This window comes from Saccharopolyspora phatthalungensis (assembly GCF_014203395.1).
In the GTDB taxonomy this organism is placed as follows: Bacteria; Actinomycetota; Actinomycetes; order Mycobacteriales; family Pseudonocardiaceae; genus Saccharopolyspora; species Saccharopolyspora phatthalungensis.
On record NZ_JACHIW010000003.1, the window covers coordinates 119,588 to 142,427 of the forward strand.

Annotated in this window: 14 protein-coding genes and 2 pseudogenes; 11 read left to right on the plus strand and 5 right to left on the minus strand. The window is 66.5% G+C overall.

From position 1 onward, the window contains the following. Positions 1-47: 47 nt before the first annotated feature. Complete coding sequence (locus BJ970_RS35900; RefSeq protein ID WP_184732872.1) at positions 48-794, minus strand: carboxymuconolactone decarboxylase family protein; 747 nt, start codon at positions 792-794, stop codon at positions 48-50. Between the two features lie 248 nt (positions 795-1,042). Between BJ970_RS35900 and BJ970_RS35905 the strand changes: the two genes are divergently transcribed. Genes BJ970_RS35905 through BJ970_RS39790 form a run of 5 tightly spaced genes read left to right on the plus strand, consistent with a single transcriptional unit; the run spans position 1,043 to position 6,939 of the window. Next, entirely contained in the window at positions 1,043-2,035 is a 993-nt protein-coding gene (locus tag BJ970_RS35905; RefSeq protein ID WP_184732874.1) for an ABC transporter permease, read from the plus strand. Next, positions 2,032-2,943, plus strand: coding sequence for an ABC transporter permease (locus BJ970_RS35910; RefSeq protein WP_184732876.1), 912 nt, complete (start codon positions 2,032-2,034; stop codon positions 2,941-2,943). Before BJ970_RS35905 ends, BJ970_RS35910 begins: the two co-directional genes overlap by 4 nt. Further along, on the plus strand, positions 2,940-4,571 hold the full coding sequence (locus BJ970_RS35915) for an ABC transporter ATP-binding protein (RefSeq protein WP_184732878.1): 1,632 nt from the start codon (positions 2,940-2,942) through the stop codon (positions 4,569-4,571). The genes BJ970_RS35910 and BJ970_RS35915 overlap by 4 nt, the downstream gene beginning before the upstream one ends. Before the next feature lie 17 nt (positions 4,572-4,588). Then, positions 4,589-6,214 carry an ABC transporter substrate-binding protein gene (locus BJ970_RS35920; protein ID WP_184732881.1) on the plus strand — a complete coding sequence of 542 codons (1,626 nt, stop codon included), beginning with the start codon at positions 4,589-4,591 and terminating at the stop codon, positions 6,212-6,214. A gap of 23 nt (positions 6,215-6,237) precedes the next feature. Beyond that, positions 6,238-6,939, plus strand: coding sequence for a carboxymuconolactone decarboxylase family protein (locus BJ970_RS39790; RefSeq protein WP_184732884.1), 702 nt, complete (start codon positions 6,238-6,240; stop codon positions 6,937-6,939). 46 nt (positions 6,940-6,985) lie between these two features. Here BJ970_RS39790 and BJ970_RS38655 read toward each other — a convergent pair whose 3' ends face one another. Both BJ970_RS38655 and BJ970_RS40320 read right to left on the minus strand, forming a co-directional pair. Further along, the gene (locus tag BJ970_RS38655; protein WP_246472201.1) at positions 6,986-7,351 is read right to left on the minus strand and encodes a hypothetical protein; all 366 of its coding nucleotides are present in this window, start codon (positions 7,349-7,351) and stop codon (positions 6,986-6,988) included. A gap of 63 nt (positions 7,352-7,414) precedes the next feature. Then, a pseudogene (locus BJ970_RS40320) lies at positions 7,415-7,576 on the minus strand (TetR/AcrR family transcriptional regulator); the annotation flags it as partial. A gap of 346 nt (positions 7,577-7,922) precedes the next feature. Here BJ970_RS40320 and BJ970_RS35935 point away from each other — a divergent pair. Further along, positions 7,923-15,101 (plus strand): WXG100-like domain-containing protein, encoded by a 7,179-nt coding sequence (locus tag BJ970_RS35935; RefSeq protein ID WP_184732888.1) that lies wholly within the window; start codon positions 7,923-7,925, stop codon positions 15,099-15,101. Between the two features lie 121 nt (positions 15,102-15,222). On the opposite strand, the gene BJ970_RS35940 is transcribed toward BJ970_RS35935, so the two are convergent. Beyond that, complete coding sequence (locus BJ970_RS35940) at positions 15,223-16,449, minus strand: M24 family metallopeptidase (protein WP_184732890.1); 1,227 nt, start codon at positions 16,447-16,449, stop codon at positions 15,223-15,225. Between the two features lie 138 nt (positions 16,450-16,587). Then, entirely contained in the window at positions 16,588-17,514 is a 927-nt protein-coding gene (locus tag BJ970_RS35945; protein ID WP_184732892.1) for a MurR/RpiR family transcriptional regulator, read from the minus strand. 103 nt (positions 17,515-17,617) lie between these two features. Here BJ970_RS35945 and BJ970_RS35955 point away from each other — a divergent pair. The 5 genes and pseudogenes from BJ970_RS35955 (at position 17,618) to BJ970_RS35975 (ending at position 22,839) form a co-directional block, all read left to right on the plus strand. After that, a pseudogene (locus BJ970_RS35955) lies at positions 17,618-18,507 on the plus strand (ABC transporter substrate-binding protein). A gap of 10 nt (positions 18,508-18,517) precedes the next feature. Then, complete coding sequence (locus tag BJ970_RS35960; RefSeq protein ID WP_246472204.1) at positions 18,518-19,429, plus strand: amino acid ABC transporter permease; 912 nt, start codon at positions 18,518-18,520, stop codon at positions 19,427-19,429. A gap of 11 nt (positions 19,430-19,440) precedes the next feature. Continuing rightward, positions 19,441-20,190, plus strand: a complete 750-nt coding sequence (locus BJ970_RS35965) for an amino acid ABC transporter ATP-binding protein (protein WP_184733058.1) — start codon at positions 19,441-19,443, stop codon at positions 20,188-20,190. Between the two features lie 16 nt (positions 20,191-20,206). Continuing rightward, positions 20,207-21,535 (plus strand): amidohydrolase family protein, encoded by a 1,329-nt coding sequence (locus BJ970_RS35970; protein ID WP_184732898.1) that lies wholly within the window; start codon positions 20,207-20,209, stop codon positions 21,533-21,535. 32 nt (positions 21,536-21,567) lie between these two features. Continuing rightward, positions 21,568-22,839: an allantoate amidohydrolase gene (locus BJ970_RS35975; RefSeq protein ID WP_246472206.1), complete on the plus strand. Its 1,272-nt coding sequence runs from the start codon at positions 21,568-21,570 to the stop codon at positions 22,837-22,839. Position 22,840 lies beyond the last annotated feature (1 nt).

Below are 22,840 nucleotides of genomic sequence, written 5' to 3' on the forward strand. Positions count from 1 at the left end.
CGACTTTGCCGGAGCCCAAAATTCTGGGTCTCACGGGCTTGCGACAATCAATGCTGTACTGCTCTGCGCTCGAGCTCCTGCCCGAGGACATCGGTACCCATGTGAGCGCTTCGGTATCCGACAAGACTGACGAGCTCAATCACCGACAGGATGTCGCGTGGACTGACGCCGATCCGCAGCGCCTTGCGGATATGGACCCGAGCACCGCTGACGTTCAGGTGCGTGGTTGCCGCGTCGACCGCGATGATCAGTAGCTCCTGGATCTTGGCGTCGACGCCGAGCGGTACCGACATGAGCTTCTGGTACCGACGGACGTAGGCAGGATGCATGGCGACCACCCCGTCCCAGACGGGAGAGTAGAAATCCCTGGTTGCCTGCACCCACGCTCGGAGCTCATCGGCCGCGTCCGGATCCGAGTCGAGCTCGCCATGATAGCCCTCGGTGGCCATCTCGTCCACGAGCACGGGGACGACCTCGGTCATGCTGTGGCTGCCAATGGCGCCGACGACGAAAGCGGCGCGGATGGCCGATGGTTCGACACCGAGGTCGAGTGCGCGTGCAACGTGGTGACGGACGCTGTCTCGATCAAAAAGCGTGATGGCGGAATACGTTGCGATGAGCACGAGCTCGCGGGTCTGCGGAGAAAGTGTGCTGAAATCCTCCACCTCTTGCTCGAGGGCTGCGTGGGCGTCCGTGTAATCGGCACCCATGAGGTCGAGGTATTTGGTCTCGTGGTCCTGTGAGATCACGCGTCCGGCTCCTTGTACTGAGCTGACGGCGACGTAGCCGCACATCAACTAATGATTTCGAGAGTGTTACGGATCGGTCTACTGCTTGCGCAGCGCGACACGCGGTGCCAATCTTGCACCCGCAACCATACACGCGTAAGAAACTACACGTCATGCTGGGTAGCGGCTCGGTCGCTGACGCTTGTGGACGGTCTTCAGTAGTCAAGCCGCGGGTGGGGCTAGGCGGCAGCCGTGGACTGGAAGTGTGTCCGGCTGCACGCGGCGAGCGGCACCGAGAGATCAGGAGCACGGGTATGCAAGTGGGATACGTCCTCCGTCGCATAGGGCAGGCCCTACTCGTGGTGTGGGCCGTGGTCACGATCGCTTTCATCGTTCTCTACGCGATGCCGGGCGACCCCGCCGAACTGATGTTGAGCGGCGGAAGTGCGGGCGTGGCGATCAGCCCCGAGGACTTGGCGCGGGTGCGCGCCGAATATGGCCTCGACCGTCCACTGTGGATGCAATACGTGGGGTTTCTGGGCGGGGTGCTGCACGGCGATCTGGGAACGAGCTTCCTGACACACGAACGTGTCTCGGAGGTGCTCGTGTCCGCCCTCGGGAGCACCACGCAGGTCGTGCTGCTGGCGGCCGTGCTGTCGGTCGTCATCGGTGTCGCACTCGGGACCTCGGCGTGCACGGTGCGCGCCAAGTGGCTGCGGGGCCTGATGACGATGCTGCCTCCGCTGGGCGCCTCGCTCCCCACGTTCTGGGTTGCGTTGCTGCTCATGCAGGTGCTCTCGTTCCAGCTGAACTGGCTTCCGGCCGCGGGTAACAGCGGGTTTGCCTCGCTGGTGCTCCCGGCCGTCACGCTGGCGATGCCGGGAAGTGCTTACGTGGCCCAGGTGTTCGCCGCATCGCTGCGAACAACGCTGCGGGAACCGTTCGTCGAGATCGCCCGCAGTCGCGGCGCCAGCGATCGTCGTGTGCTAGTGCGGCAGGCGATGGGCAATGCGCTGCTGCCGACCATCACGGTGCTGGGCATCGTCGTGGCCAGTCAGCTCGCGTTCTCCACGATTACAGAAACGGTGTTCGGCCGCCGCGGTCTGGGCTCGCTGCTGCACACCTCTGTGCTGCAGAAGGACATCCCGGTTGTGCTCGCCCTGATCCTCGTGATCGCGGTTGTCTACGCCGGGATCAACCTGGTGGTCGACCTCGCCTACCCCCTGCTGGATCCGCGGGTACGGCTGACCGGCGCGACCGCCCCCAGTCGGCGAAGGACCGCCACCGCGGACGGAGCACTGACATGACGACAACCGATTCCACCACGCCGACCGAGAACAACCACCCGCCGGCCCCAGGGCAGGTGAGAACGGCGCAACCGGATCCGCCACGCCCGGCCCGGTGGACAGCGGCGACGGTGCTTTTCCGGCGGCCCGCGGTCGTTCTCGCGGTCGCCGTGATTGCGATCATCGTTCTCTGGGCGTTTCTGCCGGGCCCGATGAGTCCCTACGATCCGCTGCGGGCCCATCCGGCGAACGCATTGGCCGCGCCGAGTTGGAATCACTGGTTCGGTACCGATCAACTCGGACGAGATGTCTTCTCGCGGGTAGTCAGCGGAGCCGCACTGACCCTGCAGGCCACGCTGCTCGCGGTCGCCGTCGGACTCGTCGGTGGTCTGTTGATCGGCCTGGTCAGCGGTTACGCCGGCGGTCGTGTCGACGCCGTTCTCATGCGCGTCGTCGACGTCCTGCAGGCGTTCCCGGTGCTGTTGCTAGCCATGTTGCTAGTCACGATCACCGGCTTCGGGTCGGTCCAGCTGTCCTTCGCCGTCGGAATTGCGCTCGTCGGTACGGTCGCCCGAGTGGCCCGCTCCGAGGTGGTCACCTTGCGGGAGACCACCTATGTCGAGGCATCCCGCTCGTTCGGCGCGACCGGCCCGTTCGCTGTCCGCCGCCACGTGCTGTTTCCCACGATGGTGCCCGTCGCGGCGCTCGCGGTGGTCGAATTCGGGCAAGCCGTCCTTGCCATCGCCGCACTGAGCTTCCTCGGTTTCGGGGCGCCACCACCGACTGCCGAGTGGGGCGCCATGGTCTCCACCGGGCAGGCCTACCTCAGCCAAGCATGGTGGCTGGCCGCGGCCCCCGGGCTCGTGATCGCAGTGCTCGTCATTTCCGCTAACACTCTGTCGCACGCATTGCGGAGGCACCGATCATGACAAAGGACTCGACGAACCGGCCCGTCCTCGAGGTGCGCGGTCTAGACGTCGCCTACGAGGTCGCAGGTGCTACCACCCCTGTCCTGCGCGATGTCGGGATCAGCCTGCATGCGGGCGAACTGCTCGCGGTCGTGGGCGAGTCAGGCTCCGGCAAGAGCACCCTGGCCCACGCCGCCATCGGTCTGCTGCCACCGACCGGGAAGATCACGGGTGGCTCGATCCGGCTCGACGGCCAGGAGACGACAACACTGGGAAGAGCATCGAGTCGGCGGCTGCTCGGCTCGAAGATCGGTCTGGTGCCGCAAGACCCGATGATGGCGCTGAATCCCGTAAAGCGCATTGGCGTCCAGGTCGCCGAGGCCCTGCGCGTCCATCATCGGACGCCGAAGTCGGAGTGGCTGCCGCGGGTGGTGGCCTTGCTCGGAGCAGTCGGCCTGAACGACGCCGGCCGGGTAGCGATGCAGTATCCGCACGAGCTGTCAGGTGGGATGCGGCAGCGTGCTCTCATCGCCGCAGCACTGATCTCCGAACCGTCGCTGCTGGTCGCCGACGAACCGACCTCGGCGCTGGACGTCACCGTCCAGGCCCGCATTCTCGACCTTATCGGCGAGGCTGTCCGTCAGCGCGACGTAGCGACACTGCTGATCACCCACGACATCGGCGTTGCCCTCGAACGCGCCGACCGGATCGCCGTGGTCCACCACGGCGAGGTCGTGGCGCTGGGAACACCGGCCGAGATCGCAGCTGCACCGCCGGGCAGTTACACCGCCCGACTGCTCGGCTCCGCACCGTCGATGACGAGCACCCGGCTCGCGCAACCGACTACCGGCACCGCCGAGGCTCCGCTCGTGCGAGTCGACCGGGTCAGCAAGACGTTCCGTGGACGCGGTCGACACGGCCCCGTGCACGCCCTCACCGACGCCTCGCTCACGATCGGCCACGCGGAGACCGTCGCCCTGGTCGGCGAATCGGGATCGGGCAAATCCACCTTGGGCCGCATCGTGCAGGGAATGGAACAACCGACCACCGGATCGGTCGAAGTGGCAGGGATCGAGGCGTCCCGGTTGACCGGCCGAGCACTACGAGGCTTCCGGCCTCGAGTACAGATGGTGTACCAGAGTCCCTACGCCAGTCTCGATCCCCACCACGACATCGCCGACCTGGTCAAAGAGCCCCTCGACGTGCAACGCCGTGGCACGCGTTCCGAACGTGCCCGCACGGTCGCGGCGATGATCGATCGGGTCGGGCTGCCGACATCGGTGCTGCGCAAACGACCCGCGGAGCTCTCCGGGGGTCAACGTCAGCGGGTGGCGATCGCCCGCGCTCTCGTACTTCAACCCCAGCTGGTGATCTGCGACGAGCCGGTCTCGGCGCTCGACGCCACCGTGCAGGCACAAATTCTGGAACTGCTCGCCCAGTTGCAGCGGTACCTCGGGGTGTCCTACCTGTTCATCTCGCACGATCTTGCCGTGGTCCGCCAGATCGCCCACCGCACCTATGTGATGCACGCCGGCTGCATCGTCGACAGCGGCGAGACCACCGCACTAGTCGACCAGCCCGGACACGCCTACACCCGGGAGCTGCTCGCCGCTGTTCCCCGATCCGACTCCTTCCTGACCCGCCCGTAGCCGAGGGAGACAACGACGTGACGACTCGACGCCCCCACTGGCTGCTCGCCGTGATCAGCGCATGCATCGCCGTTCTCACCGTCGCCGGCTGCACGGCCGGCGACGGCTCGCAGGACGCAGCCGCCGCGACGACACCCCGTCCCGGCGGGACCCTTACCGTCGCCATCCGGACCGCCACCTGCATGGATCCACAACAGCAGTCCGGATCGGTCAACGAAGACGGATTCACCCGCGCCATCGCAGACTCACTCACCAACCAGAACGCCACGACCAAGCAGATCGAACCCTGGCTGGCGAGCTCGTGGTCGGTGAACGCCGACGCGACGATCTACACTTTCCACCTCCGCAGAGGAGTCACCTATAGCGACGGGTCCCCGTTCGACGCCACAGTGGTCAAGGCCAACTTCGACTACATCAAGAACACCCTCGCCGCACGCGCCTACCGCGGCTCCACATTCCTGGCGGCCTACAAGGGAACCGACGTCGTCGATGACTACACCGCCGTCGTGCGCTTTTCGAAGCCATCCGCTCAGTTCCTCAACGGCACCTACACCCCGGCCCTGAGCATGCTCAGCGCGGGTACCACGAAGAAAGCGCCGGGCGCGCGCTGCCTGGGTGAGGTGATCGGCAGCGGGCCGTTCACCCTCGAATCCTTTGATCCGAGTACCGGCGCGGTCCTGAAGAAACGCCCGGGCTACGACTGGGCGCCGGAGAGCGCATCCCACCGTGGGGAGGCATATCTCGACGCGATCGAAGCCAAGGTCATTCCCGACAGCAACGTCCGCGCGGGCGCTCTTCGCTCCGGCCAGGTAGACGCGAGTATCGATCTGGCCGCACAGGACGCGCCCAACCTCACCCGCGGGAACACCGCGGTCGGGCACGCATCAGCCCCCGGGATGTCGGGAAGTGTTCTGTTCAATACGAAACTCGCCGGGCTCGGCGAACAGCCGGTGCGTCAGGCGATCCTGCACGCAGTCGACATCGACACGAACGTGACGACCGTCCTGGGCGGCCTCTATCAGCCCGCCACCAGCCCGATCACCAGCGCTCTGGCAGCCCACTCCGACGAGTCCGCACTCATGGCCCACGATCCCGCTCGATCTCGTCGGCTCCTTGACGCCGCCGGATGGACCCCGGGGCCCGACGGCATCCGCCAGAGGAACGGGCAGCGACTGGCCTACACCCTGGTGCTGTCCTCGGAGTGGAACGGCTCGTTCCAGGCCGACCTGGCCCAGCTCTACCAGCAGGACCTGAAAGACGTAGGTATCGAGGTGACCATCAACGATGTCGCCCGAAGCCAGTTCCTCGATGCGGCCAGGTCCGAGGGCACCGGCATGTTCGTCCTGTCGTCGACCGCCTCGGACCCTGACCAGCTGTGGCTGGTCCTGTCGTCGTACTACCCGGACCAGGCCACACTGACATCAGCAGGGATCCCGGCCTTGATCGACGAGGAACGCGCCCAACCCGACGTCGCTCAGCGAAACGCCACGTACCAGAAGATTCAACAAAAGATCCTCGCCGACGCTCTCATGCTGCCTGTGTACGAGAACGCACAGATCATGGGCTGGCAACGCTCCGTCGGCGGATTGTCGCTCAGCCCGTCCATGCTCCCCCAGTTCTACGACGCCTACAAGCAGCAATGAATGCAATCAGGGAAAGGCCGGAAGTGAATTCAATCGAGTCGCCCATCGTCCCGCTGCAGGAGAACCACGAGGAGGTCATCGAAGCGCTACCCGGCGAAGTGGCCGCCGCCTTCGAAAAGATGTGCCGAACCGGTCTCCGCAACAAAAGACTCAGCGACGTAGAACGAGAACTGGTCCTTCTCGGAATCGCTGTGTCCATCCAGTTCTACGACACCAACGGTGTTCGCTTCCGACTCCGGCAGGCCAGATCGGCCGGGGCCACGCGCGACCAGATTCTCGGAGTCATTCTCCTCGGGGGCGGGCAAGGCTCGCACACCTACGGCAAGCCGGGCGACTCGTTCCTCGCCATCGCGATCGAACTCGGACTCATCCCGGAAAAGGATCCCGAAGGCGTCGAAGCCGCGAACGCCGGGCTCGAACGCCGACGGGGATTCCGCTCGAAGAACTGGCGAGGCTTCATGCGCCTCGATCCCGTCTTCTTCGCGGCCTACCACGACTACATGGCTTCGGCCGTCGCCCTGCTCGACGAGCGGCTCACCGAGTTACTGATCATCGCCGCGGATGTCGTAGCGCCGAACCTCGTCGACGCGGGAACCCACATCCGTAGCGCCCTCAGCCGGGGCATACCGCTCGAGGACATCGTCGAGGTGTTCAATCTTGCGATGTTGGCCGCGTGGAAGTCCTCGTTCATCGCCGCGAACGAACTCCTCGCCGAGGTCGATTAAACTTGCTCGAGCAAATTTTGGCGGCGTGCCTCGCGGGCGGTCGTCCTCAGCTGGGCCGTAACCACGCCGGGGGCGAGGCATTGTCGGGAGCTGTTGGCTCGTGCAGACCGGGTCCGGCGACCGCACTGATCGCCTCGACCACCTCGGCGACGACATCCGCCGCCGGTTGTCGGCCCCGGTCCATCAGCCACTGCACGAAGACCGACACCGCGCCGCCCGCAGCGAATCGGAGCGTGGTCGGCGCGGCGTCGACCACCCAGGCGAACTCGTATGCCAAAAGGTCCACGAGCGACATGGTGGCGGCGACCCCGGTCGGGCCGCCGAACAAACGCTCGTGAAAGGTCGCGTTGGTCGCCAACTCGTCGAGGAGCGACGACATCCCCGGCCGCAGCCCACGCGGACGCCCAGACACGGACGCGTCCATAGCTGCGGCGAGCATATCGAGGCCACACTGCAGAATCGCGTCGTCGCGGTCCTGGAAATACTGATAGAAGGTGACCCGTGTGACCCCCGCCGTCCTGGCAATGTCGCGGACCGTTACCTGCTCTCCGCCACTTCGCTGGACGACGTCACGCGTGGCGGACAGCAGAGCCGTCCGCGTTCTCGACGGTCGGGGGTCCGGATAAGAATTCGGCAACGGTGTCCTCCCACGGCAGTGACTCCCGTCCGACGCTCAGCACGTCGATCCTATCCAGACGGCAGCGGAGTCGGCGGGCGGACTCGGATCGCACTGACTGACGCTGTCCTAGCACTCCACCGCCCGGCCCGCACGGGGAGTGTGTCTCCGACTGACACCGCCGCGCGGTGACCTTCTGATAGAGGGGCGGCCTGTTGCCCGAATTCCCGAGATTTTAACGACTAACGGGCATCATTGCTGTACATGTGGGGGGTGACGGTTTAGCAGAGAGGCGAGGCTGGCTCATACTACCGGCGCGATGGTCTTTTCGGCCTAGCCCGAGTGTGAGCTGATTGGGTGCAACTGTATGTCGCTTATGGTGCCGGTGGAGGTGAGGCGGCTTTTTCAGGTGTTGACCGGTGAGGACATGACGGATGCGGATGAGGATGCGTTGTTCGCGGTGGCGGAGCGGTTGGAGTCGGATGCGGCGGTGGTGGAGATGTTGGCTCCGGCGGTGCAGGACGTGGTCGGGCGCGTGCGGGGTGGGTTTTCGGGTAAGGCGGCGGATCGGTTCGCGGAGCGGTCGGCGGGGTTTTCTCCGGTGTTGGAGGCCGGTGGTGGGGGGTTGCGGGAGTTGGCGGGGTTTGTGCGGAATTTGGCGTTGCAGGTGCAGTATTTGAAGTTTGTGACGGTGGGTGGGTTGGTGTTGTTGTTGGCGGAGATTGCGTGGGCGGTGGCGATGGCGGGTCCCACTGGTGGGGCGAGTATGGCGTGGTTGGCGGCGCGGTTTGCGGTGATGCGGTTTTTGTTGTCGCGGTGGTGGGGTCAGTTGTTCATGCGTTTGGCGATGGGTCAGGTGGTGGGGGTGGGGTTGCAGGTGTTGATGGATGCGGGTGCTCAGGGGTTGCAGTTTGCGTTGGGGACGCGGGATAAGTGGGATGCGCAGACTTCGGAGATGGCGGCGGGGGTGGGGGCGTTTAGTGGGTTGTTGGCGTTGCCGTTGTCGGCGTTGGGGAATGTGGTGGGGAATGCGGTGACGAAGGTGTTGGTGCGGGGTCTGGGTGATGAGGTGGATAAGGAGGTGTTGGAGGCGGCGGTGCGGAATGTGGTGGAGGAGCATGCGGAGCAGTTTCCGGTGGGGTCGATGGCGAAGTTTGCCGATGTGGTGTCGAGGAATATTGAGGATTACACGGGGATGTCGGTGCGGGGGACGTGGGCGGCGCGGTTTGGTGGGGGGTTGGGGGAGTCGATTGAGGAGGGTTTGACGGAGATGTTTGGCGAGGCCGGGTATGGGGCGATCAGTGGTCAGGGGGCGCAGTGGAATCCGTTCTCGTTCACCGCCGGGCTGTCGGAGGCGATCGGCTCCGGGATCGGGAACCTGATGGGCCTAGCGGTGCGGGGTGAGTTGACTCCGGCGGGCCGGGCCCGGGAAGCCGCCGATGGGGAGAAGGATTCCGGCGGTGCGGACACGGACACGGACTTGGACGCGGGTACGACTGAGGAGTTGAAGACCGACTCCGGGTCGCAGACGGGCGAGAAGCTCGGCTTCCAGGAGGCTGTGCCTGAGGTGGATTCCGGGGTGTCGGTGCCTTCCTGGACACGGGCCGGTGGCCCGGGTCCGGGTTCGGACTCGGTACCGGATTCGGCACCGGGTTCGGCACCGGGTTCGGTGGCGTCGGGCATTCCGGTGACTTCGGCTATCCAGCCTGCTGGCTCCGGCCCCGAAAAGGCGCCGCTTGGTGGCGGTACCGGCGGCCCGCGGGGTGGAGACGGCGCGGCGGACAGGGAGGAAACGGCTGGTCTGTCTCCGTCCCCGGGTGCGCCGTTGGCGGACGGTCCGGGATCAGGGCACTCGGTGCCGGGTACCGCGGTGACTCCGCCTAGCGGTGGTGTGGATACGCCTGGTGGTGAGCCCAGGGGTGTGGATGCAGGTGGCGTCGTGAGTGGAGGCGTTGGGTCTGGGGTGTCTGTGACGCCGAGGGGTACGACATCGTGGGGTGAGGGTGATGTGGCGGATCCGGATGTGTTGCGGGGGCAGGCTAGGCCGGGTACGCCGCCACCGGCGTATAGCCCGTCTCAGGGTGATGGCAGTGGTTCGCCGGGTTCTGGTGGTGCGGTCTGGACGGGGGATTCGCGTGTTGGTACGCCGCCGCCGGCGTATGGCCCGGTTGCTGGTGCCGATCGCGTTGGTCCTGAATCGTCTGGTGTGGACGGTCCTGGTGGGTCGGTGGGGCATTCGGAGCCGGGGTCGGGTTCGATCAAGCAGGGTGGTCCGCTGGTTGCTGGTGGTGGGGTGACGTCAGGGGATTCCCGCGCCGATTCACCTTCGCGTGGCGGACAGGTCGGCGCTGACTCGTCTGGTCCACGCGGTCCTGGTGGGTCGGTGGAGCATTTTCCGTCGGCGCCGGGGTCGGATTCGTTCAATTCAGGTGGTTCGCTGGCTTCCGATGGTGTTGTGACGCCGGGGAATGTCCTTGCCGACTTGCCTTCTGGTGACGGCCACACCGCTCCCGGCTCGTTCGCGGGGGAGCCCACGGTCCAGGTTCCTGCCCCGTTGGTGGATGGTCCGTCGGCGGGCGCGACTGATGTGCCTGGTGTGTCTTCGGGCGCTGTGGGTTCGGGGGTGGCTTCGTCTGCGGGTGATGTGGTTCCGGGGTCCGGTGGTGGGGTGGGATTGGCGGGTCAGGGGTCTGTGTGGGGTGACGGGGCTGTTCCTGGGGCGGAGTCGGGCTCTGGTGCGGATTCGGTTGCTGGGAATGGGAATTCGGGTCGTGCGGGTGATGGTGTGCCGGAGTTGTCGCTGTCATCGGGGTCGTCGGACGTGGCGTCGTTTGGTGATGCGGTGTTGGGTGCGGGGCCGGTGGGGTTGCCGGGGGATGCGGTGCGGGTGTCGGTGCCGGTGGATGTGGTGTCTGGGGGCGGGTTTGCGGAGTTTGTGCGTGTTCAGGTGGGGGATGTGGATGCGGGGCCGGTGGTGTTGGTGCCGGGGGAGGGTTCGCCTGCTGGTGGTGTGGTGGTGTCGCCTGCTCAGGCGTCGGAGGCGGCGCGGGGAATGGGGCGTGATGTTGTTGCGTTAATGCCGGCTCGGGGTCGTCGTGGTCCGCGGTGGATGCGTTTTGGTGCGGATGGGTCTCGTCCTCGTCCGGTGGGTGGGCCGGGGTCGGTTCAGGCGCCGGTGCAGGTCGGTGAGGGGCACGGATCTCTGGGTGCGTTGGCGAGTTCGTCGTCCGCTGTTCCGAAGGGCGTGGTGGAGTCGGCGGTTGGGGGGTCGACCGAGAAGGGGCGTGGTGCTGAGGCGGTGGCTGACTCGACGGCGACGGATACCTCGGGCGATGGGGAGGGTGTACAGGGGGACGCGGAGGACGGGGCGGATTCGGCGGGTGTGGCGAACTGGTCGGAGTCGGACCTTCATGGGGAGGTTGCGCGGGCCAGGGAACTGGGTGGGTCGCGTGCGGTGGCGTCCCGGATTGTGCAGGGGACGCATGATGTCGTGGCGTTGGCGCGGGGGGATGTGGGTGTGTCGTTGGATGATGTGGTGGCGTTGGTGGCGGCGCGGGTGGGGGAGTTCGGTCGTGGGGCTGCGGTGCGGTTTTCGCGGGAGTTGGCGGCCAGGCTGGGTAGTAGGGGCTCGGGGTTGGGTGTTCGTGCTGGGGCGGGGGAGGATCCGTTGGCGGACTTGCCGGGGCTTGAGGAGTTCGCGAACGGTGGCCAGGGTAGTCATGGTGGGGTGAGTGGGGGGTCGCCGGATATTCCGATGACGTGGGGGTTTGATCCGGACGCGCCGGAGTGGACGGATCAATTGGGGACGTGGGGTTTTGATCCGAGTCCTGGGGAGTTGGCGCATGATTTGGCGACGTGGGGATTCGATCCGGCGGTTGTTGAGCGATCGGTGGGTTCTGGGTGGGATGTGGCGGGGACGGTGTCGACTGTTGCTGAGGGGGCGGCGGCGGTGGGGGGTGAGCAGTCTTATTCCGCACCGGGTGCGGGCGGTGAGTTTTCGGGTCAGGGTGGGTCGCGGATACCGGTGTCTAATGAGGACACTGATGCCGTTATCAGCGGGACGGTGTCGGTCAGTGACGCTGGTGGCCGCAAGCGGGGCCTTCCCGATGATTCGGTCGATGAGGGTGCTGCGCGCAGGACCGCGGGGCCGGGCCGCCCGACGGCCGAAAGGCTCGAAAACGCGGAGCAGCTGCGCGAGGAGGCGCGTGTGGAGGCGCGGCGTGGTCGAGACGCGGGTAAGCCATACAGCGGTGAAGCGTTGGGGAAGAAGTTCGGTAGGACCGGGGGATGGGGGCGAAGGCGGCTTGCGGAGATCAGCGATGAGGGTGGGGTGACACACGCGGCTTTGCTGGAGCAGGAACGGCGGGAGCAGCGGCGGGAGCGGGAGGCGGCGCGGGCGGAGGCGCAGCGCGCGCATGACGCGGGTGAGCGCTCCAACGGTTCGGCGTTGGGGAGGAAGTTCGGAAGGAGTGCGTGGTGGGGTAAGGCCCGCCTCAGGGAAATCAGGGCCGAAGATGGTGCGACTGGAGGGACTGTGCGGGCGCAGGGCCAGGAGGCGTTGCGCGAGGAGGCGCGTGCGGAGGCGCAGCGTGCCGCTGAGTCGGCGAATGATCCGATGGCGTGGGCGTTTGATCCGGTGGCGGTTGAGTCGGTGTTTGATCCGGTTTCCGCTGAGTCGGTGTTTGATCCGTTGGCGATTGAGTCGGTGTTTGATCCGTTGGCCGTTGAGGGGTTGTTGGCGGGTGTTGCTGAGCGGTCGCGGTTGGTTGCCGAGTTGGGTGGTTTGGTTGATTCGTTGCGGCGGCTTTTGGTTGGTGCGCCGGCCGGTTATATGCCTGGGTTGGGGGAGCGGGTGGAGCACTGGTCGCAGACATTGGCCGAGCGTGGGTTTGATGGTGTGGATGTCGTGGCGCTGCGGAAGCGGGTGAGTGATGCTGCGAGGTTGGTGGAGCGGTTGCGCAGCGACGGTTTGGTGGATGTTACGGCCGATGAGAGTGCCTTGGCGTTCGCGGAATTGGGACCGGTCGGGGCGTCGGTGGGTGAAGCGCTCACCGGTGATGAGTTTGCCGGCGGTGAGGGTGTGCTGGAGGGTGACCCTTTGATGGCGGCTGAAGGGTGGTCGTGGGGTCCTGAATCGATGGTCGGTGATATGGCGGATTCAGGGTTGTCGGGTGCCGGTCCGGAGGTGGTGAGCGCTGCGGGGCTGGCGGAGCCTTATTGGTCTGGCCCTGATGGCTTGGGGGATGCCTTAGCGGCTTCGGATCAGGTGTTGCGGGCGTTTGGTGAGCGCAATGGTGAGGGTGCCGTCACTGTGTTGCTGGGTCAGGCGGATTGGGTTTTGGGGCCGGATTTCCAGGGGGTGGACCGGTTCCGGGTCGTGATGGCGCATCGGTTGTTGTCGCGTCCAGGGGATTGGGACGGTGCTCGGGTGTTGCGGGATCGGTTGGGGCGGTACTTGGCAGGTGAGTTGGAGGTGGAGGTGGAGGTGCGGACGCGGTTGGGCGGGTTCGAAGGGCTGGACAGTTCGGAGTTGGTCAACAAGGTGGCGTGCGCGGAGGCGCGTCGTGCTCTTGAGGCGGGTGAGCCTTACACCGCTGACACGTTGGCGCAAAGGTTCCGCAAGAGCGAAAGGTGGGGCAGCCGGCGGCTTGAGGAAATCAGCGAAGGCTTGTCACGGGTGACTTCTCTGGAGAAGGAGCGGGAGGAGGCGCGTGCGGAGGCGCGTCGTGCTCGTGATGCGGGTGAGGCCCACACCGGTGAGACGTTGGCACAGAGTTTCGGAAGGAGCGCGGCGTGGGGTTGGCAGCGGCTTGCTGAGATTAGGGATGAGGGTGGTGTGACCCGGGCGACTTTGCGGGATCAGGAGCAGGAGGCGGTGCGGGAGGCGGCGCGGGTGGAGGCGCGTCGTGCTCGTGACGCGGGCGAGGCCCACACCGGTAAGACGTTGGCACAGAAGTTCCGACGGCGAGAGGTGTGGGGCCGGCAGCGGCTTGCTGAGATTAGGGATGAGGGTGGTGTGACCCGGGCGGCATTGCGGGGTCGGGAGCAGGAGGCGGTGCGGGAGGCGGCGCGGGTGGAGGCGCGTCGTGCTCGTGACGCGGGCGAGCCCTACAACGGTGAGACGTTGGCCGAGAAGTTCGGAAAGAGCAGGCAATGGGGCCGGGAGCGGCTTGCGGAAATCAGCCGAGATGGTGCGCCGATTCCGGATTCGCGCACGGTTCCGCTGGCTGGTGATGAGTTCGTTGTCGGGCCGGCTGCTATGGCCGGTGAGGCGATGGTTGGTGACGTGGCGGGCGTGGAGATGTCGGGTGCTGGGCGGGTGGCGGAGAGGCCTGTGGGGTTCTCGGAGCCTGGTCGGACTGGGCGCCTGGTTGCGTTGCGCGATGCCTTCGAGGCCGCGGATCAGGTGTTGCGGGCGTTCGGTGAGCGCAATGGTGAGGGTGCCGTCACTGTGTTGCTGGGTCAGGCGGATTGGGTTTTGGGGCCGGATTTCCAGGGGGTGGACCGGTTCCGGGTCGTGATGGCGCATCGGTTGTTGTCGCGTCCGGGGGATTGGGGTGGTGCTCGGATGTTGCGGGATCGGTTGGGGCGTTATTTGGCTGGCGAGGTGAAGGTGGATTTGGGCGGGGAGCTGGGCGGTGTCGAGGGGCGTGACAATGCGGAGTCGGTCAACGAGGTGGCGCGTGCGGAGGCGCGGCGTGCCCGTGACGAGGGTGAGCCTGACAACGGTGAGGCGTTGGCGAGGAAGTTTAAGATGGGCGCGGCGTGGGGTTGGGAGCGCCTTCAGGAGATCAGGCTTGAGGACGCTTCGGCTCGGCCGGAGTTGGGCGAGCAGGAACAGGAAGACCCTGCAGCGGGGCTGGAATCGCCCGTCCAGGGTGGAGTGCTGCGGGATTCGCCGGCGGATATCCGGCCTGCGGAAGACAGCGGTGCGGGTGGCGAGACACAGGGCGAGTTGCTGGAGGGCGAGGCGTTGCGGGAGGCGGCGCTCGCGGAGGTGCGGCGTGCTCGGGACGCTGGCCAGCCCTACACCAGCCGATCGTTGGGGAAGAAGTTCGGAAAAGGCGCGGAGTGGGGGCGGCTGCGGCTTCGGGAGATCCAGGCTGAGGGTGGTTTGACCGGGGCCGAGATGCGGGAGCGGGAGAGCGAGGCGTTGCGGGAGGCGGCGCTCGCGGAGGCGCGGCGTGCTCGGGACGCTGGCCAGCCGCACACCGGTGAAACCTTGGGGAAGATGTTCGGAAGGAGCGAAGCGTGGGGGCGAATGCGGCTTCTGAACATCCGGGCTGAGGGTGGTTTGACGACAGCGGATGTGGAAGAGCAGAAGCGGGAAGCCGGGCGTAGGGAGGCGCGGCGTGCTCGTGACGCGGGTACCCCTTACCGCGCTGCGGCGTTGGGGAAGAAGTTCGGAAAGAGCAGGGAGTGGGGGCGGACGCGGCTTCGGGAGATCGAAAACGAGGTTGCTGGTTCATCCGGTGAGGTGGTGGGCTTCGCGGGTGGTACGTCGGCGAATAAACGGGTCGTCGGTGGAGGTGAGGAGTGCGGCTGATGCGGCGGTGCAGGAGGTGATGGAGCAGCAGGGGCCTGAGGTGGTGGCGCGGTTGTTCGCTGCTGGCGGATGAGGCGCTGGGTAGTGGGGCGACGGAGCCGTTGCGGATGGTGATGGCGCTTCATCTGGTTCCCGACTCGATGAGGCGCCATGTTCCTGGTTGACCTGTCAGGCAGGTTGCGCCGCTGGGTCCTACATGGACGAGGTCTTCGTAGTGATAACCGACGTTCTCGTCGACCCACCCGAGCTCGATCTCCAGGAGCATCCCCTCGACGATGGGGTCGTCATATTCGGGGGTCAGATGCGGTTCTTCATGGAGAACCAGACCGATCCCGTGCCCCACTATGGGCCAGCGGAATTCGAGTCCGAGCCGCTCGTAGTTCTTCTTGGCCAACTGGAAGATCTCCGAAGCCACCACGCCCGGGCACACGGAGTCAACCACGATGTCGAAGACCTCGAGGATCCGGGAGAAATGATCACGCTGGTGAGCGTTGGCCGTACCGACGACTGTGGTCCTGGCGATGTCCGAGCGGTAGCCGTTCTTGCGGATGCCCCAGTCGGCTCGCAGCACATCGCCTTTCTCAAGGAGGCGCTCGCTCGGCCATGGGTGCCATTGGCCACCCCGGCAGTCGCCGCCGAATACAGTGTGGCTCAGCTCGTCCGCGCCGGCGTCGAGCAGCGTGTGCGTGAGCCGCGATGCGACGCTGCGTTCCGTCTCGCCTGGTTCGACTGTCGAAAGCACCTTTCCCATGGCCTGCGCGGTCAACTGGTTGATCGAAGTAATCAGCTCAACCTCTGCCGCGGTCTTGATCTTTCGCATCTCGTTGAGCAGCGGCCAAGCGTCGGCAAAGGTCAGTTTCGGGAACCGCTTCTGGAGACCGCGGACGATTCTGTAGGGGGCAGAGCGGAACTCGACCCCGACGGTGCCGGCAGTGATGCCGTGTTCCTCAAGTGCATCGCCGATGACGTGCATCGCAGCGGCGTGCTCGCCGTCGAAGCCGCGGATGTCGTCGATGTGCGGCCGTTGGTCGTCAGGTCCCCAGGGCTGGGAAGTGTTCGCCATCCAGTTCTGCTCGCGCGGTCGAGGGACAACGAAGACGGGTTCATGCCCCGAGGCCCAGACGACTACGTGGAGTCGTTCCCACGTGAGATGCAGATCCGGGTGATAGAAGCCCGAGACGTAGCCAACGTTCTCGGGCCACGCGACGACGATTGCGTCGATCGAGCTTTCCTCGAGCAGACGTCTCGCGCGAGTCATGTCGGAGTAGACAGCGTCCGATAGGGCCACGGGGACTCCAATACAGTGTATCTGAAAAATATACAGTGTATTTTCGAACCGTAGTGACATGTCCGCTTCCACGCAAGAGCACCGGCGAAGTTCGACCACCAGCCGGGATCTGGCCCAGTCGACAGCTCGCGACCAGGTTGCGGATGCTGCGTTCGAGATAGTTCTGGCCAACGGTCTCGAAGCGATGAGCAAGGTCGCTCACTCAACGAAGAACTCGTGGGCGCTTGCGAGTTCGTCGAAGTCGTCGAGGCGTCCGCTGTTGTCTTTCGGTTGGGACTCGACCAGCGCTTGGAGCAGGAGCCCGCACATCACGCTCGGTGCGGCGTAGGAGTCGAACGTGAAGTCGTGTGAGGGTTCGACGAGTAGCAGGTGGTCTGCGAGATCGGCGATGGAGGAGTAGCGGCTATCCGTGATGAGGATGGTTTCCAGGCCGAGGGATGACGTGAGGTCGAGGGCGTCGCGTAGCTCGCGTGGGTAGCGGGGCATTCCGATGGCGAGCAACGCGGTGGCGCCGTCTAGTTTCGCGCGGGTGAGGGCTTCGGTGAGTGCGGAGCCGCCGTGTGTGTAGATGCGGACATCCGGCATGATCTTGGAGGCGAATTGGCCGAGCATGGTCGCCAGGGGGGCCGAGACGCGTAGGCCGACGATGGGCAGTGGCCTGCTCGCGGCGAGGACGGCCGCTGCTGAGGCGATACCGGCGCCGTCGGCCACGTTCTCCTGTAGGCGCCGCAGCGCGTCGATCTCCCGCTGGATGCGGTGCTGGGCTGGGCTGTCGGACGGCGTGGACGGGGTAGCCGCGTCCGCCGTCGTCGGCTCCACCGCCTGGATCGCGACGCGTAGCTCGTTGAAGCCGCGGTAGCCGAGGGCGACCGCGAACCGGCTCACCGATGGTTGGCTGACGCCCGCTCCGGCGGCTACTTGCGTGATGGATATGCGGGCCGCTTCGTCGACCGGCCGCGAGCTTAGGAACGCCGCGATGCGGCGCTGGCTCGGGGTCAGTGCGTGGCCGGCGAAGAGCTGGGCCAGGCTCGCGGCGCCGCGCTCCTCCGCCGCGTCGGTGGATACCGTGTTGCCGGGGCGACCGGATGCCACTGTCGTCGGAAGCCGCTTCGAGGGCACGCTCACCTGAACCTCCTGCTTCGTCGTTACGGACTCTTCGTGATGAATACTAGACATTCATCGTACTCCTATGTGAATATCTGCATTCATCAACCTTCGTGGAGGCGCCATGGCCGCATTCTCGCTTCTTCGCCGCGTGGCAACGGTTCTCGTGGCACCCCTGGTCGCGGTGTCCGGCTGCGCGCTCGGTGAGCCGCAGGCCGACCCGTTTCCCCTCGGCACCTCGGCGGATCCGGCGCTGGTGGCGACCGTGCCCGCCGAGGTGCGGGCGAGCGGGACGTTGACGATCGCGACGGGAAGCGACTATGCCCCGCTCGAGTTCAAGAACGAGGACGGCAAGCTCACCGGGTTCGAAGTGGACATCACGCGTGCGTGGCGGCCAAGCTCGGGCTGACCCCGAAGTTCGTGGAGACCTCGTTCGACGGTGTCGTCCCCGGGATTCAGGGGCGTCGCTACGACCTGGCCGTGTTCGGCGTGCTGGACAAGAAGTCCCGCCATTCGATGGTCAACCTGGTCGACGACATCAACACCAGCACGTCGATCGTCGTCCGGCAGGAAGATGCCTCCGGGATCGCATCGATCGACGATCTGTGCGGGAAGCGTGCGGGGGCGGGGAACGGCACGGCGCAGGTCACCGACTTGCAGGAGGCGTCGAAGCGATGCGTCGCGGCGAACCGCCCGCCGGTGCAGCTGCAGGTCTATTCGTCGGTCCCGGACATGTTCCTCGCCCTCACCTCGAACCGGACCGACGCGGCGTTGAACGGGACCCCGCCGTCGGTGTACCGGGTCGATCGCACGCCCGGCCTTGCGATCGCCGGTAAGCCGTACCGGCCTCAGCCCTACGGCATCGTCGTGAGCAAGGACCGCCCCGATCTGGCCGCCTCGGTGCACAAGGCCATGCAGGCCCTCCTCGACGAGGGCACCTACCTACGTCTCGTCCGGCGATGGAATCTCGAATCCGGCGCTCTGACCAGTATCGGCGTCAACACAGGAAAGTGAGGAGCCCGCGATGACTGATATGACAGCGGCGCTGCGGCAGCCCGAGGCCCGTCTCGGCGAGCCCGTGAACGCCCGGACCCGCTGGCGCACCGGACAGCTGCTCGTCGCGGTGGTCGTGCTGGTGATCGGGGCGCAGATCGTGTGGGGCTTGATCACGAACCGTCGCCTTCGCTGGGACGTGGTCGGTCAGTACCTGTTCTCCTCGACCATTCTCGACGGTCTGGGACTGACCATCGTGCTCACGGTCGCGTCGATGGCCATCGGGATCGTGCTGGGCAGCCTGCTGGCCCTGATGCGGATCTCCTCGAATCCCGTGCTGGCCAGGGCGAGCCAGCTCTACATCTGGTTCTTCCGCGGAACACCGCTGCTGGTGCAGATGTTGTTCTGGGCCTTCGCGTCCGCGGCGTTCCCCACCGTCTCGCTGGGCATCCCGTTCGGACCCGTGTTCGTGTCCTGGGACACCAACACCCTGATATCGCTGTTCGCCGCCGGTCTGCTCGCGCTCGGTCTCAACGAGGCCGCCTATGTCGCGGAGATCGTCCGCGCGGGCATCATGTCTGTCGATCCCGGGCAACTCGAAGCGGGCCAGGCGCTCGGGATGACGCGCCGCAAGCTCATGTCCCGGATCGTGGCCCGGCAGGCGATGCGGATCGTCATCCCGCCTCTGGGCAACGCGACGATCCTGATGCTCAAAACGACCTCGCTGGTCTTCACGATCGCGCTGCCCGAACTGCTCACCTCCGCGAAAATCATCTACGGCAACAACTTCCAGCAGATCCCGCTACTGATCGTCGCCTCCATCTGGTACCTGGCGCTGACCACCGTGCTGACCTTCCTGCAAAGCCGCCTGGAAAAACGGGTCGGCCGCGGTTTCTCCCGCTCCTCACGCAAGACGCTGCCCACCCGAGAGGAACTGGTGTGAACGAGATCATCATGCGCGCCGAGGGCGTGGGAAAGTCTTTCGGATCGGTCCAGGTCCTCAAGGGAATCGACCTGGAGGTCGCCGCCGGCGAGGTCGTCTGCGTCATCGGACCGTCGGGTTCGGGCAAGAGCACGTTCCTGCGCTGTATCAACCACCTGGAGAAGATCGACCACGGCCGGCTGTCGGTGAACGGGACGCTCATCGGCTACGAGGAGACCGACGGCGGCCTGCACGAGCTGCGCGAGGCGGATATCGCGCGGCAGCGCACCCGGATCGGGATGGTGTTCCAGCGCTTCAACCTCTTCGCCCACCTGTCCGTCCTGGACAACATCGTCGAGGCCCCGATCCACGTCAACGGCGAGAACCGCCGTGACGCCGAGCGCAGGGCACGCACGCTACTGGAACGGGTCGGGCTGGCCGACCGAGCCGACAGCTACCCGAATGAACTGTCGGGCGGCCAGCAGCAGCGGGTCGCGATCGCCCGCGCGCTGGCCATGAATCCCGCGCTGATGCTGTTCGACGAGCCCACCTCGGCCCTGGACCCGGAACTGGTGGGCGACGTGCTGGACGTGATGCGCGACCTGGCCCGCGCCGGAATGACGATGATCGTGGTGACCCACGAGATCGGGTTCGCCCGCGAGCTCGCCGACCGCGTGGTGTTCATGGACGACGGCCGCATCGTCGAACTCGGACCGCCGGATCTCCTGCTGACCGCACCGTCCCATCCCCGAACGCAGGCATTCCTGTCCACCGTCCGCTGAAGCGAGGGAACCACCCATGCGCCGCGCCATCACCGCCTCACTGGTCCACGGGCCCGACGGGTTCCTCGACGACCATGCCGTGGTCATCGAGGACGAACACATCGCCGACGTCCGCCCAAGGTCCGAAGTGGACCCGGCCGTGCCGGTCGAGGACTGGGGCGACGTCGCTGTCGTCCCCGGCACGGTGAATGCCCACGGGCACGCCTTCCAGAGCCTGTTCAAGGGCTTCGCCGACGACCGGGATTCCCTGAGCTGGCGAAACGACGTCATGTACCCGTTCGCGGAAACACTGACGGGAGAGGACATCTACTGGGGCGCGGTGTTCGCCTTCGCCGAGGCCGCGCTGGCGGGGGTCACCACCACGGTGGACTTCTTCTATCTGCACGACCAGGGCAACGCCAACGCCGAGCAGGTGATCCGCGCGGCCCGTGACGTCGGCGTCCGGTTGGTACTGGCCCGCACTTTCTACGACGACACGGCGAAAAACACCGCGCCCGCCCGCTTCCGGGAGAAACCCGAGGCCGCGGAGAAACGGCTGCGGGAGCTGGCGGCGCAGCATCAGGGCGAATCCGGCGTCGTGATCCAGCCGGCACCGCACTCGCTGCGGGCGGCGAGTCTGGACACCGTCGCGCGTGCCCTCGCCGTGGCCGAGGATCTCGACGCGACCTGCCACCTGCACATCCACGAGCGTCCGGACGCCCGTGCCGACCTTGTGAAGCGGCTCGGCGCGACTCCGGTCCGGCTGCTCCACAAGGCGGGCCTGATCACGCCCCGGTTGCTTGTGGTGCACGGTGTTTGGCTGGAACAGGACGAGATCGACCTGCTCGCGCAGGGCGGCGCATCGCTCGTGCACTGCCCGGCCACGTCGATGACCTTCGGCCACCCGGCCCCGCCGATCGTGTCCATAATGGAGCGAGGCATGACCGTCGCGCTCGGTTTCGACGGCGGCTGCGGCAACAACCGGCAGTCGATCTTCGACGAGATGCGCACCGCGTCACTGGAAGCCAAGCAACTCGCCCGCGACCCGCGAGTGCTCGACGCGCACACGGCGTTTTCGATGGGCACCCAGGCCGGCGCGGACGTGCTGGGCCTGGCCGCCGGGCGTCTGGAGGCCGGGCGGTATGCCGACATGGTCGCGCTGGACCTCACCGACCTGTCGCTGCAGCCACGCAAGACCCTCGCCTACCAGATCGCCCATTCGCTGCAAGCCACCGCGATCCGCAAGGTGATGACCGCGGGCAGGCTCACCGTCGACGACGGACGGCTCACCGGGATTTCTCAGGAGGAACTCGTCGCCGCGGTGAACAGGGTGGCCGGGCGCTGGCCGGTACCCGTTCGCCACTGACCCTGCGGCCGAGACACGACGAAAGGACACCGTTGCACACCGACATCCCCACCACACGTGAGCACGACCTGCGTGATCGCGTGGACGAGCTCCTGGCGAGCCTCGCCGACATCGGCCGCGACCCGGCCACCGGCGGCTACCGAAGATTCGCCTGGACCGACACCGACCGGCTATGCCGCGCCTGGTTCGCCGATCAGGCGCAGCGACGTGGGATGACCGTCGAGGTGGACCACAACGGCAACCAGTGGGCGTGGCTCGGCCAACCGGGACCGGGGTCCGTGGCGATGGGCAGCCACCTGGACAGCGTGCCAGACGGGGGCGCCTTCGACGGGCCCCTCGGAGTGATCTCGGCCTTTCTCGCGATCGATGTCCTCCGCGCCCGCGGCACCCTGCTCACCCGTCCCCTCGCCGTGGCGAACTTCGCCGACGAGGAAGGAGCCCGCTTCGGGCTCGCCTGCGTCGGCAGCCGGCTCACCGCCGGGATGCTCGAACCGGAGCAGGCCCGCAACCTCCGCGACGCGTCCGGAACCACGCTGCGGGAGGCCATGGCGGCAGCCGGGCACGACCCGTCCGGCCTGGGCCCCGACAACCAGCGGCTCGCCCGGATCGCGGCATTCCTCGAACTGCACATCGAGCAGGGCCGCGGCCTCGTCGAACTCGGCGCGCCGGTCGGCCTCGCCACCTCGATCTGGCCGCACGGACGGTGGCGTTTCGATTTCACCGGCGAGCCCGACCACGCCGGAACCACCCGCCTGGCCGACCGGCAGGATCCGATGATCCCGCTCGCGCACACCATCCTCGCCGCCCGCGACGCGGCCGCCTCTCACGCCGGTGTGGCCACCGTGGGCAAGACGGTCACGCGCCCGAACGGCGTGAACGCAATTCCCGCCATGACCAGCGGATGGCTGGACTGCCGGGCGCCGAGCAGGGACGCTCTCGAGCGGATCGTCGCGGACGTCACCGAGGCCGCGACCGCCGCCGCCCAGCTCGAGAACGTCGCGATGCGGGTCACCCCCGAGTCCCTCACCGCGCCAACCGAATTCGACACGAAACTGCGCGCCACAGCGCAGCGCGCCCTCGGTGATGTCCCCGAGCTGGAAACCGGGGCAGGCCACGACGCCGGCATTCTCGCCGCGGTCATCCCGACCGCGATGGTGTTCGTACGGAACAACACCGGCGTCTCCCACTCGCCGAAGGAACACGCGACAACCGACGACTGCAAGGCAGGCGTCCTCGCCCTGGCCCGCGTCGTCGAGTACTTGCAGCGTCACGATTTCGACCACCACGATCAAGGAGCCCGATGAG